A 15808-nucleotide genomic window follows, 5' to 3' on the forward strand; every position below is an offset into this window, starting at 1 on the left:
GTCAGTCAGCCTCTTGAGAGCCGGTAAAAGGATTGACGCCGGTGGCCGCAATCGCCGCCCACGCTGTGGCGCCCAAGTGAGGCAGGTGGTAGTAGAAAAAGTCATTGGTGACCGAGTCCGGACCGATGGCCAGTCCGGTACTGATGCGCGGTGCCGGCGTTGCGAACAGCCATCCATTGCCAGCCTCTTGCGCCAGCAGCACGCTCCACAGCGGCTGCGCCTTGTCGCTCAAGCCACTCAAGCGCGCCACGGCAGCGGCTTGCGCGGTGCCTTCGGTCCACAGGCCATCGGGGTCGCGATTGAATCCATACCCCTCGCCAGCACGGTGAGCGTGATCGATGAAGGCGAAGACCCGACGCCAGTCCCTGGGTGGATCATGCAGGGCTATCAAAGGCCAAATCTGCGCATCGAGCCCTGAGCGCACGCGGTCCGACGTCCGTCCATCGGCACCGGTGCCGATCAGGAAGCGCCCTTCCCCGGCGTCCCACTGGCTCGAGACAAACTGCCGGGCAATCTGCGCCTGCGCTGCCGAATCACTATCGGGTGCCACCGCGTCGAGTGCCGACCACGCCGCGGCGAGGTCAACGTTGTGTTCGGTGGATTTCCAGTTCTGCTGGATCTGTTTGGAAAAGTACCCGTAGTAGCCACCACTGAAACCGGCGGGCGATTGCCCGTCGTAGGTGTTTTTCTGCGACCAGTACAGGACTTTTCGTGCGGCCTCCAGGTAAGACGCTTCGCCGCTCTGCCGGTAGGCCTCCAACAGCGCCAGGGCTGCCCACGCCTGATTGCCGGTGGCGCTGCTGACTTGGTACGCGTCCTGATTCCAGGCATTGCGCTCGACGCTCCAGTAACCCGGCAATTTCATCGACGGCGAACCCACGGCACCGGCGGCGTAGGCATTGCGCAGGCGTCCGTCCTGATATTCCGGATCGTGCCGTGTCGCGAAGACCAGTGCATCGGCGATCCGCCGCGCCGACTCCGCCTTGCCGCACGCAAACAAGGCAATGCTGGCCAGCGCGTTATCGTAAGTGAACGCCACGCCGCGCAACGCCAGGATCGGCGCAGGATGCCCATCCAGCGGCGGGTAACTGGCCACCAGCACCGGCCCCGCCGGCAGGGCTGTGACGGCTTGATCCAGCGCCGCACAGGTCATTGCCGCCAGTTGCGGCCTCGGCTGAGCCGCCATGGCAGACACCCCGCTGACAAGCAGCATCAAGCTCAATCCCCCGCGCAGAACAATGTTCATGGCCGCGACACCTCGGCACTGGCCCACAACCCTGGGTTGCAGGTCATGGCTCGCTGGGCGTCGGTCAGGTCTGAGGCAAACGTGCCGACGACGTACACCGAATTCTGCTCGGCATAGGGGAACGGCACGCTGTAGGTGTTGGCGCGAATGTCCGACGTGCTGGACAGCAACTGCACCACGCTGGCCTTGAGGGGTTCATTCAACCCACGGATTTTCACCGTGAGCACGCTGTCGCGGTCGATCTTGCTGGCCATGCGCTCGGGGAACACCGCAATCACGTAGCTTTGTCCGCAATCGGTGGCGCGCAACAAGGTCGAGCCGGCCTGCACCAGCGTGCCCTGAGGCGCCAGCAACTCCTGGACGGTACCGGGCGAGTAGGCAACGACGTCGTAGCCGGCCATCAACTTGACCCGGTTCTGCTCGGTTTCGATCAACTGATTGAGGTTGTCGAGTTCCTGTTGATACGCCCGACGGTTGCGGGCCTGGTTCTCCAGACTGAGTTTGAGCGTGGTCATCTGCGCGCTGAGATCGAACATGCGCAGTTGATCGGGATCGAGGTAAACCTGCTTGCTTGCCGCACTGACGTCGCCGTCGGTGATCCGCAATTGCGAACGCACCGATTCCGCCGCCCCTTGCAACGAAGCCAACTGGGCTTTCGACGAAGCAACCACCGCGCCACTCACTGCCCCCTGGACGAACAACTCGAGATTGCGCTCGACGGTTTCCTGAGCGTCTATCAACCGTGCGCTGGCCGCACTGTTTTCGGCTTTGAGAGCTTTTTGAGTGAACAACTGGCGGGTGTGAAACGCGGCCTGATACTGCTCGCTGGTTTTCTCCAGTTCTTCGTAGTACCGCTGATCGTGCTCGGCCTGACTGGTTGACGAGGACAGCTGTTGCTCCAGGGTCAGGCGCCGGGTTTGCAGCGTCAGCAGGGTTTCCTGGTTGGCTCGCGGATTTTCCACTACCGCAATTTTCTGGCCCTGACTGAAAGTCATGCCGGGCTTGACCTCCAACGAACTCACCACGCCATCAATCGGAGTGGTCAACAGAATCACCGGCGCATTCAAAATCGCCCGTGTCGCCGAGGCGGACACCAACGGCATCAGCAAGGTCGACAACAGTAACCAGACGATAAATCCAAGGACACCCAACCCCACCAGGCGTGGCAACAGTGACAATAGCTTTGAGCGTTCTTCTGCCATGTCTGACTCTCCCGATAGACCAACCGCATATCAGCCAGGCAATAAAAAACCGTGACTGCGAAACACTTTTGGCAGGGTGAGCAAAACGAAATTGATCGATCGAACAGCAACTAAGCCGACGACGTTTTATTGGATTTTATGGTGATGTGAGCAGGAATGAGATTCCTGTCTTTTTGGAGAGTTGTTGTACAGCAATAACGAAAAGACTCGACAGGCCCGTGGCAGAGCGGGCGCTTACATTGGCGACACTAGATTCAGTCCTGAAGGGTGTCAAGCATTTGAATTGAACAATTAAATGACGTCAAATATGTACCATTTACAAAATTGGATCCACTGAAACTATTACTGAAAAAATATGCGACAACTACTTATTTTTACTACAGGTTTTTATTTTTAATTTAAAAATGAACTTTGTATCGTATTTTAGATAATTCTCAATTCGTTATCGGAAAGATTAAAAAGATATAAGTAGTGGCACTTGTTGGCGCTGGCTTGCCAGCGAATAGTCCAACATCAATATCGACTGGCGGACCGCTTTCGCTGGCAAGCCAGCTCCTACAGGTTTTTGTGTTTACCGCGTGATTTGGACACGACAATCGCCCAAACAAAAACGCCCCGACTATATCGGGGCGTTTTCATGTACCGCTAAGGCTTAGCGCGGGAACGCTGGCGGGTTTACACCGGCCATGTCTTCCATCACGCGAACCACCTGGCAGCTGTAGCCGAACTCGTTGTCGTACCAAACGTACAGTACAACGCGGTTGTCCTGAGTGATGGTCGCTTCAGCGTCCACAACGCCTGCGTGGCGCGAGCCAACGAAGTCGGTGGAAACCACTTCCTGCGAGCTGACGTAGTCGATTTGCTTGTGCAGATCGGAGTGCATGGCCATCTGGCGCAGGTACTCGTTGATCTCGTCGCGGGTGGTGGCTTTCTCAAGGTTCAGGTTGAGAATGGCCATCGACACGTTTGGCGTCGGAACGCGGATCGCGTTACCGGTCAGCTTGCCGGCCAGCTCAGGCAAGGCCTTGGCAGCGGCAGTGGCAGCACCGGTCTCGGTGATGACCATGTTCAGCGCGGCGCTACGGCCACGGCGATCGCCCTTGTGGAAGTTGTCGATCAGGTTCTGGTCGTTGGTGTACGAGTGAACCGTTTCAACGTGGCCGTTGACGATGCCGAACTTGTCATTCACGGCCTTCAGCACCGGCACGATGGCGTTGGTGGTGCAGGAAGCGGCCGAAATGATCTTGTCGTCAGCGGTGATCTCGGCATGGTTGATGCCGTGAACGATGTTCTTCAGCTTGCCTTTGCCAGGCGCGGTCAGGACAACGCGGTCGATACCCGGGCAGGCCAGGTGCTGGCCCAGGCCATCGGCGTCACGCCATACGCCAGTGTTATCCACCAGCAGCGCGTCTTTGATGCCGTACTGGGTGTAATCCACTTCAGTCGGGTTTTTCGCGTAGATAACCTGGATCAGGTTGCCGTTGGCGGTGATGGTGTTGTTGGCTTCATCAATGGTGATGGTGCCATCGAACGGACCATGAACCGAATCACGACGCAGCAGGCTCGCACGCTTGACCAGATCGTTCTCGGCGCCCTTGCGGACAACGATGGCGCGCAGACGCAGGCCGTCGCCACCACCGGTTTTCTCGATCAGGATGCGCGCCAGCAGACGGCCGATACGACCGAAGCCGTACAGGACCACGTCGGTGCCTTTGCGAGCGGAAGCGTTCTGCTGGCCAACCACGTCAGCCAGTTCTTCACGGACGAACTGCTCGACAGTGCGACCATTGCCCTGGGTCTTGAATTTGACCGCGAGCTTGCCCAGGTCTACCGAAGCGGCGCCGAGCTTGAGCTCGCTCATCGCCTTGAGCAGCGGGAATGTTTCGTGGACGGACAGCTCGCTGTCGTCGGACTGACGATGACGAGCAAAGCGGTGAGCTTTGAGAATCGCAATGACTGAACGATTGATCAGGCTGCGGCCATAGATCGAGCTCACCACGTTGTTATTGCGGTAGAGCTGACCGATAAGCGGAATCATCGCTTCTGCGAGTGCTTCACGGTCGATCCATTCACCAAGACACTGGTCGGGCTTCTGAGTCACGGGAACCTTCCACATGTAGGGGCAGAAAAAAGGGGCTACATTATGCCGCCGAGTGACTCGCGTAGCAATGCGCGCCTGTCGTGCGATCCGTAACAATTCTCCGTTCAAAAAAATCACACATCGCGCAAACCCAATAAAACCGGGGCTTGCAGCCCACTCACTTTTTCAGTGGGCGACGTCGCGTTGTGCGTAACCCTCCGTAACACTCATTCGTTTTACCACTACATATTCAATAATTCTTGATAAAAAACAGGCGTTTTTTGTCTTTACCACTACATTTCGCCAAACCGGCGTAATAGACACAGTCTGCAACTGACAGGCGGCACCCGAGGCCGCTACAATTACCGACTTTGTCGCAACGCTTGGAGCTCAACCTTCCGTGCCCGTTCTGCGTCTACCGCATCTCCCTGCCGAGGCAGGTAAACAGCATTGGGGCAACCTGCCCGGTGCCGCCCTGAGCCTGGCCATCGCCGAGGCCGCCAGCGCGGCCAAGCGCTTTACCCTGCTACTGACCGCCGACAGCCAAAGCGCCGAACGGCTGGAACAGGAGCTGAGTTTCTTCGCCCCGGATTTGCCTGTGCTGCATTTCCCCGACTGGGAAACCCTGCCCTACGATCTGTTCTCGCCGCACCAGGACATCATTTCCCAGCGCATCGCCAGCCTGTATCGACTGCCCGAACTGGCGCACGGTGTGCTGGTGGTGCCGATCACCACCGCCCTGCACCGCCTGGCACCGACCAGATTTCTGCTCGGCAGCAGCCTGGTGCTGGAGGTCGGACAGAAGCTCGACGTCGAGCAAATGCGCACTCGCCTTGAAGCCACCGGCTACCGCTACGTCGATACCGTGTACGAGCATGGCGAATTCACGGTGCGCGGCTCGCTGATCGACCTGTTCCCGATGGGCAGCAAGCTGCCTTACCGGATCGACTTGTTCGACGACGAAATCGAAACCCTGCGCACCTTCGATCCGGAGAACCAGCGTTCCATCGACAAGGTCGATTCGGTCAAGCTGTTACCGGCCAAGGAATTCCCGCTGCAGAAAGAAGCCGTGACCCGTTTCAAGGCACGTTTCCGCGAGCGCTTCGACGTCGACTTCCGCCGCTGCCCGATCTTTCAGGACTTGAGCAGCGGGATTACCCCGGCCGGCATCGAGTACTACCTGCCGTTGTTCTTCGAAGAAACCTCAACGCTGTTCGACTACCTGCCCCAGGACACTCAAGTGTTCTCATTGCCAGGCATCGAACAGGCGGCGGAAAACTTCTGGAACGACGTGCGCAATCGCTATGAAGAGCGGCGCGTCGACCCATCCCGTCCTTTATTACCGCCCGCCGAGTTGTTCCTGCCGGTGGAAGACTGCTTTGCGCGCCTGAAGAACTGGCCACGGGTGGTCGCCAGTCAACAGGACGTGGAAACGGGCGTCGGTCGCGAACGCTTCCCTGCCCGGGAACTGCCGAACCTGGCCATCGAAGCCAAAGCCACCCAACCGCTGGCGGCGCTGGCGGGTTTTCTCGACCAGTTTCCCGGACGCGTACTGTTTACCGCCGAATCCGCAGGCCGCCGCGAAGTGCTGCTGGAACTGCTGGAACGTTTGAAACTGCGACCGAAAACCGTCGACAGCTGGCCGGACTTTGTCGCCGGCAAGGAACGCCTGGCGATCACTATCGCGCCGCTCGATGAAGGCTTGCTGCTGGACGATCCAGCCCTGGCCCTGGTTGCCGAAAGCCCGCTGTTCGGTCAGCGCGTCATGCAGCGCCGTCGTCGCGAAAAACGCGCCGACGCCAACAACGATGCCGTGATCAAGAACCTCACCGAACTGCGCGAAGGCGCGCCGGTGGTGCATATCGATCACGGGGTCGGTCGCTACCTCGGTCTCGCCACCCTGGAAATCGACAGCCAGACCGCCGAATTCCTCGCCCTGGAATACGCCGAGGGCGCCAAGCTCTACGTACCGGTAGCCAACCTGCATCTGATCGCCCGCTACACCGGCAGCGACGATGCCTTGGCCCCGCTGCACCGCCTCGGCTCCGAGACCTGGCAGAAAGCCAAGCGCAAAGCCGCTGAACAAGTACGCGACGTAGCGGCCGAATTGCTCGACATCTATGCGCGTCGCGCCGCCCGCGAAGGCTATGCCTTCGCCGACCCGAAAGCCGATTACGCCACTTTCAGCGCCGGTTTCCCGTTCGAAGAAACGCCCGATCAGCAAACCACCATCGAAGCGGTGCGCGAAGACATGCTCGCGCCAAAACCGATGGACCGCCTGGTGTGTGGCGACGTCGGTTTCGGCAAGACCGAAGTGGCCATGCGCGCCGCGTTCATCGCCGTGCACGGCGGCAAGCAAGTGGCGATTCTGGTGCCGACCACCCTGCTCGCCCAACAGCACTACAACAGCTTCCGCGACCGTTTCGCCGATTGGCCGGTGACCGTGGAAGTGATGAGCCGCTTCAAGTCGACCAAGGAAGTGAATGCGGCGGTGGCGGACCTGGCCGAAGGCAAGATCGACATCGTCATCGGCACGCACAAGTTGTTGCAGGACGACGTCAAAATCAAAAACCTCGGGTTGGTGATCATCGACGAAGAACACCGTTTCGGTGTGCGCCAAAAAGAACAGCTCAAGGCACTGCGCAGCGAAGTCGACATTCTCACCCTGACCGCCACACCGATTCCGCGCACCCTGAACATGGCGGTGTCGGGCATGCGCGACCTGTCGATCATCGCCACGCCGCCGGCGCGTCGCCTGTCCGTGCGGACCTTCGTCATGGAACAGAACAAGAGCACGGTCAAGGAAGCCCTGCTCCGCGAGTTGCTGCGTGGCGGCCAGGTCTACTACCTGCACAACGACGTGAAGACCATCGAGAAATGCGCCGCCGATCTCGCCGAACTGGTGCCCGAGGCACGGATCGGCATCGGTCACGGGCAGATGCGCGAACGCGAGCTCGAACAGGTCATGAGCGACTTCTACCACAAGCGCTTCAACGTGCTGATCGCCTCGACCATCATCGAGACCGGCATCGACGTGCCCAGCGCCAACACCATCATCATCGAGCGCGCCGACAAGTTCGGCCTGGCGCAGTTGCACCAGTTGCGCGGCCGGGTCGGACGCAGTCACCACCAGGCGTATGCCTACCTGCTGACACCGCCGCGCCAGCAAATCACCCCGGACGCGGAAAAGCGCCTGGAAGCGATCGCCAACACCCAGGACCTCGGCGCGGGCTTCGTGCTCGCCACCAATGACCTGGAAATCCGCGGCGCCGGCGAATTGCTCGGCGATGGCCAGAGCGGACAGATCCAGGCAGTCGGTTTCACGCTGTACATGGAAATGCTCGAGCGCGCGGTGAAGTCGATCCGCAAGGGCGAACAACCAAACCTCGACCAACCCCTGGGCGGTGGTCCGGAAGTCAACTTGCGGGTGCCGGCACTGATTCCCGAGGATTATCTGCCAGACGTCCACGCACGACTGATTCTCTACAAACGCATCGCTTCAGCTACCGATGAGGAAGGACTGAAAGATCTGCAAGTGGAAATGATCGACCGTTTCGGCCTGCTGCCGGAGCCGACCAAAAACCTGATGCGCATCACCGCCCTGAAATTGCAGGCCGAGTTGCTGGGCATCAAGAAAGTCGACGGCGGTCCGCAAGGTGGCCGTATCGAGTTCGCGGCGCAAACCCCGGTCGACCCGCTGACCCTGATCAAACTGATCCAGAGCCAGCCCAAACGCTACAAATTCGAAGGGGCCACGGTGTTTAAATTCATGGTCCCGATGGAACGCGCGGAAGAGCGCTTTAATACTGTAGAGGCGCTGCTTGAGCGCCTCATCCCGAAAACTGCTTGAAGGACGCCGCATGCGCCTGTTTCGCTTACTGACCTTGATGATTTCCCTGGTCACTCCCACGGCGTTTGCCGCCGATCTGTATCAAGTCGAAATGATTCTGGTCCGTCAAAACGCTGTGCCGGCCATCGTCAGTCGCGCCGCGCCGGAAGACTGGGCCGCCGGCGCACAGTCCATCAGCCCCGACAGCCTGCGCACGCCGAGCCTCAATGGCGAAGTGACAAAACTCAGCGCCAGCACTGACTACACCGTGTTGCTGCACAAGGCCTGGCAACAAACCCTTGGCGAGCAAGCCACCAAAGTCGCGATCAGCGAGGGCAAGGATCAATTCGGCCAATTCCCGATCGAGGGCACACTGAGCCTGAAACTGGGTCGTTTCACCGACGTCGACGCAGACTTCTGGATCAACCAGATCAACGCCGATGGCGTGGTCACCGCCAGTGAACGCCTGAAAACCCAGAGCCACACCAAAAATGGACAGCTGAATTTTCTCGACGCCGGCCACCTTGGCCTGCTGATCAAGATCACCTCGCTGACCGCCCCCGCACCTCGGCCAGCCCCCGATGAAATTCCGGACTGATTGAGTCCTTATGTCCGCGACCCTGAGCAAACCCCTGGCACCCTCCTGGGTCAGCCGCTTCAAGGAACAGAGCCTCGAACGCGGCCGCCGCTACGCCCTGGAGAACCGCGTCAGGATAGTCGAGGCCGGCGACGCGACCATCATCGCTGCGTGCGAAGGCTCTGGCGGTAACGTTTATCGTCAGACCATTCGCCTGCGTGAGTCAGCCAAAGGCACTCTGCTGATGGTCGATGCCACCTGCTCTTGTCCGGTCCACAACAATTGCAAACACTGCGCGGCGGTCTTGCTTCAGGTGCAGGAAACCCTCGATTACCCCGCTGCCGCCAAAGACGCCGAGCTTCTGGAGAAGCTGCAAGGCGTACTGGAAAACCGCAACCCGAAAGCACCGCCCCAAGTACTGGTGGATAACGTGCAACCCGTGCCGCGCCTGTGGCTGGCGAGCATCGAGTTCAGCGCCTTCGAGCCACGCAATGGCAAGATGCAGCGCTATATCCAGCATCGCGCAGCGCTGTCCTTCAGCTATCTGGACGAGTACGTCTCCGGACAGAAAAACACCGACATCCTGATTCGCCAGGAAACACAGACCCTGCGGATAAAACGCCATCCGGACGTGGAACAGTCCTACCGGGAACAACTGCGGATCCTCGGCTTCAAAGTCGCCACCCGCCAGAGCAAAGCGCTGCCGGAAAGTGCGGGCGAATTGTTCGAGATGGTCAATGACAGCGCCTGGCTGACCTTCACCCTCAATGAACTGCCGAGGCTACGCACTCAGGGCTGGGAGCTGCAGATCAACGAAGACTTCGGATTCGACCTGACTGCCGTGGACGATTGGTACGCCACGGTCGAACAGGCGCCGGAACGCGACTGGTTTGACCTGGAACTGGGCATCATCGTCAATGGCGAGCGGCTGAGCCTGTTGCCGATCCTGTTGAACCTGATGCGCTCCCACACCGAAATCCTCAACCCGGAACGCCTCGCCCGACGGCGTGACGATGAGTTGATTCTGGTGAACATTCCCAACCGGCCGAACTCCGAACACGGCCCCTTGCAAGTCGCCCTGCCCTTCGGGCGCTTGAAACCGGTGTTGGCAACCCTCGGCGAGTTCTACCTGCAAGAATCTGGTAACACCACATTACGCCTGAGCAAGGCCGACGCCACGCGCCTGAATCCGCTGGAAGACCTACCATTGTTGTGGGAAGGCGGCGAGCAGATTCGTACCTTTGCCCAGCGCCTGCGGGATATCAAGGACTACACCGCCACGGCGCCGGAAGGCTTGAACGCGACACTGCGGCCGTATCAGCTGGAAGGCTTGAGCTGGATGCAATCGCTGCGGCAACTGGAAGTCGGCGGAATCCTCGCGGACGACATGGGCCTGGGTAAAACCCTGCAAACCCTGGCGCATGTACTGACCGAAAAAAACGCCGGACGCCTGGACCGGCCGTGCATGGTGGTGATGCCGACCAGCCTGATCCCCAACTGGCTCGACGAAGCGGCGCATTTCACACCGCAGCTCAAGGTGCTGGCGCTGTATGGCGCCAGCCGCAAAAAGCATTTCGACAACCTGGCCGATTACGACCTGATCCTGACCACCTACGCCTTGCTGCCCAAGGATGTCGAACGCCTGGCGGCTCAGCCATTACACGTACTGGTGCTGGACGAAGCGCAATACATCAAGAATCCGAACAGCAAGGCCGCCCAGGCAGCGCGCGAACTGAATGCGCGCCAGCGCCTGTGCCTGAGCGGCACACCACTGGAAAACCACCTGGGTGAGTTGTGGTCGCTGTTTCACTTCCTGCTGCCGGGCTGGCTGGGCGACGTCAAAAGCTTCAACAGCGATTACCGCGTGCCGATTGAAAAGCGCGCCAGTGAAGTCAGACTTCAACACCTCAATGGTCGGATCAAACCCTTCCTGTTACGTCGCACCAAGGAACAGGTGGCGACCGAGTTGCCACCGAAAACCGAGATCATCCACTGGGTCGAGCTCAACGAAGCCCAGCGCGACGTTTATGAAACGATGCGCCTGGCCATGGACAAGAAAGTTCGTGACGAGATCACCCGCAAAGGCGTGGCGCGCAGCCAGATCATCATCCTCGAGGCGCTGCTGAAACTGCGGCAGGTGTGCTGCGATTTACGCCTGGTCAACGACGCCACCCTGCCGGCACGTGGCAGTACGTCAGGCAAACTCGACAGCCTGATGGAAATGCTCGAAGAGCTGTTTGAGGAAGGACGGCGGATTCTGCTGTTCTCGCAATTCACTTCGATGCTGTCGCTGATCGAAGATGAACTGAACAAACGCGGTGTGACCTACGCCCTGTTGACCGGACAGACCCGCGATCGACGCACGCCAGTAAAAGAATTTCAGAGCGGCAAGCGTCAGATTTTTCTGATCAGCCTGAAGGCCGGTGGCGTGGGCCTCAACCTGACGGAAGCAGACACGGTGATTCATTACGATCCGTGGTGGAACCCAGCGACAGAAAACCAGGCAACCGACCGCGCCTATCGCATCGGCCAGGAGAAACCGGTGTTCGTCTACAAGCTGATTGCGCGCGGCACGGTGGAAGAGAAGATTCAGCATCTACAGAAGGAAAAATCCGATCTCGCGGCGGGCGTACTGGATGGGCGTCAGGCCGGGGACTGGAAACTGCAGAGCGATGATATCGAGGCGTTGTTCGCACCCTTACCGGACAAGCTGGAGAAGCGCTGAGAACGGCGGCGCCCGGTAGAGCGCCTTCGCGGGCAAGCCCGCTCTCACAGGTTCAGTGGCGTTCACAAAATTTGTATGCGACGCGAACAATGTGGGAGCGGGCTTGCCCGCGATGGAAGCAACTCGGTGCCAAGCCTGACTCAGCCCTTGAGCACCCGCGCCAACGTCGACTTCACCTTGCCCATCCCGTCATGCAACGCCTGCTCGATCTCCGCCATGGTGATCACCGCCGTCGACTTGCCCGCTGCCGGATTCACCACCAGCGCCAGACAGGCGTAATCCAGCTCCAGCTCACGAGCCAGAGCGGCTTCCGGCATCCCCGTCATGCCGACGATGTCACACCCGTCACGCTCCAGACGCGCGATCTCGGCCACGGTTTCCAGTCGCGGCCCCTGGGTGCAGGCATACACGCCATGACTGCTGTAACCGACACCTTCTGCAGCCAGCGCCGCGATCAACTGCTGACGCAGCGATTCGCTATAGGGATAGCTGAAGTCGATGTGCGTAACGTGCTCCAGGTCATCGGCAAAGTAGGTGTGCTCGCGACCGCTGGTGTAATCGATCAACTGATGCGGCACGCAAAAATGCCCGGTGCCCATCGCCGCATGAATGCCACCGACGGCGTTGACCGCGAGAATGGCCTCGGCTCCGGCCTGCTTCAGCGCCCAAAGGTTGGCACGGTAGTTCACCTGATGCGGCGGAAAACGGTGCGGGTGACCATGACGGGCAAGGAACAATACCTCCTTGCCCGCGTACTCACCGATCTGCACCTCGGCAGAAGGCGCGCCATAAGGGGTGTCCACCGCCAATGACTGACGAATGCTCAGGCCTTCGAGTTGAGTCAGGCCAGTACCACCGATAATCGCGTAAACCGTCATAACGAACCGTCCTTAATCAATCAATTGAGCGTCTTTGAGCGCGCCGACGGCGATCAGCCAACGCGGATCCTGACGGTATTCGATGTTCGCGAACGACTGACCGCGCATCCGCGCAATGCGCGCGGACGGCTTGACCTTCAGGCGTTGCGCGGCGCTCAGGGCCAGCTCGGCGGCCGCGCGATCGTTGCACACCAGGCCCATGTCGCACCCGGCGCTCAATGCCGCTTCGATACGGCTGGCGGCATCCCCCACAACATGGGCGCCCGCCATGGACAGATCATCACTGAAGATCACACCGTCGAATTGCAGTTCACCGCGCAGAATGTCCTGCAACCAGCGCCGGGAGAAACCGGCAGGCTGGGAATCGACTTGCGGATAGATGACGTGTGCCGGCATGACCGCTGCCAGTTGCTTGCTCAGCCTGGCGAACGGCACCAGGTCGTTGGCGCGGATTTCGTCGAGACTGCGTTCGTCGTTTGGAATCGCTACATGGGAATCGGCCTCGGCCCAACCGTGACCGGGAAAATGCTTGCCGGTGGCCGCCATGCCCGCACTGTTCATGCCGCGAATGAATGCCCCAGCCAGCAGCGCCGCACGTTGTGGGTCGCCTTCGAACGAACGGGTGCCGACCACGGCGCTGCGCTGGTAGTCGAGGTCAAGCACCGGCGCGAAACTCAGGTCCAGGCCAACGGCCAACACCTCGGTCGCCATGATCCAGCCGCACTGCTCGGCCAGGTATTCAGCATTCGGATTATCGGCAATGGCGCGCATCGCCGGCAGTCGCACAAAGCCCTGGCGCAGACGTTGCACGCGCCCGCCTTCCTGATCCACCGCCAACAACAGATCAGGGCGGATGGCACGGATGGCGGCACTCAACTCGCGGACCTGACGCGGATGCTCGATGTTGCGAGCGAAAATAATCAGGCCACCCACCTCGGGTTGGCGCAGCAATTGGCGATCTTCAGCCGTCAGCCAGGTACCGGCGACGTCCACCATCAACGAGCCTTGCAGGCCAGCAGTCATAGAGATTCCTTGATAACGAAAAACCCGGCTCGCACACATTCACCGCCGCCATGGGCACTGCCCGGCAGGTCGACGATATCAATAGGGAGCGGATTCAGAACGAGAGTCGGCATGGGCGGCTAGCTTAGCGGATGTCAGCTGCCGCGCCCACCCGTGCAGGGTTAAACCTTGGCGGCAACCGGTGTCGACTTGCTACGCGGACGCAACTGCGCGCTGGCCATGGCCGTATCGGTGACACCGGACTCGGCACGCATACCGGCCGCCAGGAACGGCACCATCAGTCGCATGACCTGCTCGATGGAGGTGTTGACCCCGAAGTCGGTTTCGGCGATGGCGCGCAAGGCCTTGATGCCGGACATGCTGAACGCAGCGGCCCCCAGCATGAAGTGCACGCGCCAGAACAGTTCGATCGGCGGGATACGCGGCGCGGCTTCGTTGACCAGCATCATGTAGCGGCGAAACACCTTGCCGTACATGTCTTCCAGATAACGACGCAAATGCCCCTGGCTCTGACTGAAGGCCAGCCCCAGCAAACGCATGAAGATAGAGAGATCGTTGCCACTGCGAGGCTGTACGACGAGAGCCTGCTCGACGAGGATTTCAAGCAACTCCTCAAGTGTCGCCTTGCTCTCTGGCTTGGCCTGGCGCCGCTCCAGCTCCTTATCGAGACTGATGCAGAACGGCCCTAGAAAACGGGAAAAGACCGCCTGGATCAGCGCTTTTTTTGACCCGAAGTGATAATTCACCGCAGCCAGATTGACACCGGCCTTGCTGGTAATCAGACGCAACGAGGTTTCGGCGAAACCTTTTTCCGCGAACAACTGCTCAGCAGCATCAAGAATGCGTTCTACGGTTTCCGACTGGGCCATGACTACTCCGCCTGACAAACACTTGTTTGAAACATACGTTTCAGTCTACGTGTTGTCAAGTCTGGCGGTTCGTTTTGGGAATGGTCAGTCAGACATTTAACCATACAACCGGACAGCTTCAATCAGCTGGCTGATCGACCGTCTGGCGCCATGCCAGAAAAGGGGCATTGCCAAGACCGTTTCACTGTATATAATCCCAGTCACTGTATAAAAAGACAGAGCGATCATTATGCTAAAGCTGACGCCACGCCAAGCAGAGATTCTGGCCTTCATCAAACGCTGCCTAGAAGACAACGGCTACCCACCAACCCGTGCGGAAATCGCTCAGGAACTGGGTTTCAAATCGCCAAACGCGGCAGAAGAGCACCTCAAGGCGCTTGCCCGCAAAGGCGCGATCGAAATGACGCCCGGTGCTTCCCGCGGGATTCGCATTCCCGGGTTCGAGGCCAAGGCCGACGACTCCAGCCTGCCGATCATCGGCCGTGTGGCCGCTGGCGCACCGATCCTCGCTCAGCAACACGTCGAGGAATCCTGCAACATCAATCCTTCGTTCTTCCATCCCCGCGCCGACTACCTGTTGCGAGTTCATGGCATGAGCATGAAAGACGTGGGTATTTTCGACGGCGACCTGCTGGCCGTGCACACCACCCGTGAAGCCCGTAACGGCCAGATCGTGGTCGCACGGATCGGCGACGAAGTGACCGTCAAGCGTTTCAAGCGCGATGGCAGCAAAGTCTGGCTGATCGCCGAAAACCCTGAATTCGCCCCAATCGAAGTGAACCTTAAAGATCAGGAACTGGTGATCGAAGGCTTGAGTGTCGGCGTCATTCGCCGCTAAAGGAGGCTTTATGCAGTTCCCACATACATCACAGCAAGCCCAACTGCCGTTGTTCGAAGCGTTCATGGCGCAGCCATTGGCGCCGATTCTGAAGGAAGTGGTCGAGTCGCCATGGAGCGCCGAACCCGAGGTCTTCAGTGAGTTGTCTCTGCGTGGTGCAGCCGGGAATTGCCTGAACCTTCTGGCGCCTATTCTCAGGGAGTTGAGCCAGGATCAGGATGCGCGCTGGCTGACGCTGATCGCCCCGCCTGCCAGCCTGACCCAGGCTTGGCTGCGGGACGCCGGCCTTAACCGCGAACGTATTCTGCTGCTGCAACCGCGCGGCACCCAGAGCGCTCAACAACTGGCCTGCGAAGCCCTACGCCTGGGTCGCAGCCATACAGTTGTCAGTTGGCTCAATACGCTGACCGCCAACTCGCGACAACAGTTGATCAGCGCTGCCCGGACCGGGGACGCTCAAAGCCTCAACATTCGACTGGGTTAACTGATAAACATGACGCGCCTTGAATGGCGCGAGGCTTCTCCAGGGACAGAGAAGCCG

11 protein-coding genes are annotated in these 15808 nt (G+C 59.6%); 5 read left to right on the forward strand and 6 right to left on the reverse strand.

Going from position 1 to position 15808, the window contains the following annotated elements:
* Window position 1 precedes the first annotated feature (1 nt).
* From GQ39_RS15680 to GQ39_RS15690, 3 genes are all read right to left on the reverse strand, one after another.
* On the reverse strand, window positions 2-1246 hold the full coding sequence (locus GQ39_RS15680) for a hypothetical protein (RefSeq protein WP_047531346.1): 1245 nt from the start codon (window positions 1244-1246) through the stop codon (window positions 2-4).
* Window positions 1243-2448: an HlyD family secretion protein gene (locus GQ39_RS15685; protein WP_047531348.1), complete on the reverse strand. Its 1206-nt coding sequence runs from the start codon at window positions 2446-2448 to the stop codon at window positions 1243-1245. Before GQ39_RS15685 ends, GQ39_RS15680 begins: the two co-directional genes overlap by 4 nt.
* 652 nt (window positions 2449-3100) lie before the next feature.
* Entirely contained in the window at window positions 3101-4564 is a 1464-nt protein-coding gene (locus GQ39_RS15690) for a glyceraldehyde-3-phosphate dehydrogenase (RefSeq protein WP_047531350.1), read from the reverse strand.
* A gap of 364 nt (window positions 4565-4928) precedes the next feature.
* Between GQ39_RS15690 and mfd the strand changes: the two genes are divergently transcribed.
* The 3 genes from mfd to GQ39_RS15705 are packed head-to-tail and all read left to right on the forward strand — an operon-like array spanning window position 4929 to window position 11659.
* Window positions 4929-8378 (forward strand): transcription-repair coupling factor, encoded by a 3450-nt coding sequence (mfd, locus tag GQ39_RS15695; RefSeq protein ID WP_047531352.1) that lies wholly within the window; start codon window positions 4929-4931, stop codon window positions 8376-8378.
* A gap of 10 nt (window positions 8379-8388) precedes the next feature.
* Window positions 8389-8955 (forward strand): CsiV family protein, encoded by a 567-nt coding sequence (locus tag GQ39_RS15700; RefSeq protein WP_047531354.1) that lies wholly within the window; start codon window positions 8389-8391, stop codon window positions 8953-8955.
* A gap of 10 nt (window positions 8956-8965) precedes the next feature.
* Entirely contained in the window at window positions 8966-11659 is a 2694-nt protein-coding gene (locus tag GQ39_RS15705) for a DEAD/DEAH box helicase (RefSeq protein WP_047531355.1), read from the forward strand.
* 140 nt (window positions 11660-11799) lie between these two features.
* On the opposite strand, the gene GQ39_RS15710 is transcribed toward GQ39_RS15705, so the two are convergent.
* The 3 genes from GQ39_RS15710 to GQ39_RS15720 form a co-directional block, all read right to left on the reverse strand.
* Window positions 11800-12537 (reverse strand): S-methyl-5'-thioinosine phosphorylase, encoded by a 738-nt coding sequence (locus tag GQ39_RS15710; RefSeq protein ID WP_047531357.1) that lies wholly within the window; start codon window positions 12535-12537, stop codon window positions 11800-11802.
* Between the two features lie 12 nt (window positions 12538-12549).
* Entirely contained in the window at window positions 12550-13548 is a 999-nt protein-coding gene (nagZ, locus tag GQ39_RS15715) for a beta-N-acetylhexosaminidase (protein ID WP_177329354.1), read from the reverse strand.
* Between the two features lie 173 nt (window positions 13549-13721).
* On the reverse strand, window positions 13722-14429 hold the full coding sequence (locus tag GQ39_RS15720; protein WP_047531361.1) for a TetR/AcrR family transcriptional regulator: 708 nt from the start codon (window positions 14427-14429) through the stop codon (window positions 13722-13724).
* Window positions 14430-14658: 229 nt separating this feature from the next.
* Here GQ39_RS15720 and lexA point away from each other — a divergent pair, with 229 nt between their 5' ends.
* Window positions 14659-15267 (forward strand): transcriptional repressor LexA, encoded by a 609-nt coding sequence (lexA, locus tag GQ39_RS15725; RefSeq protein WP_047531364.1) that lies wholly within the window; start codon window positions 14659-14661, stop codon window positions 15265-15267.
* Between the two features lie 10 nt (window positions 15268-15277).
* Window positions 15278-15751 carry an SOS-induced cell division inhibitor SulA gene (gene sulA / locus GQ39_RS15730; protein ID WP_047531365.1) on the forward strand — a complete coding sequence of 158 codons (474 nt, stop codon included), beginning with the start codon at window positions 15278-15280 and terminating at the stop codon, window positions 15749-15751.
* The last annotated feature ends 57 nt before the right edge of the window (window positions 15752-15808 follow it).

Source organism: Pseudomonas sp. 11/12A, from assembly GCF_000800055.1.
Classification (GTDB): domain Bacteria; phylum Pseudomonadota; class Gammaproteobacteria; order Pseudomonadales; family Pseudomonadaceae; genus Aquipseudomonas; species Aquipseudomonas mohnii.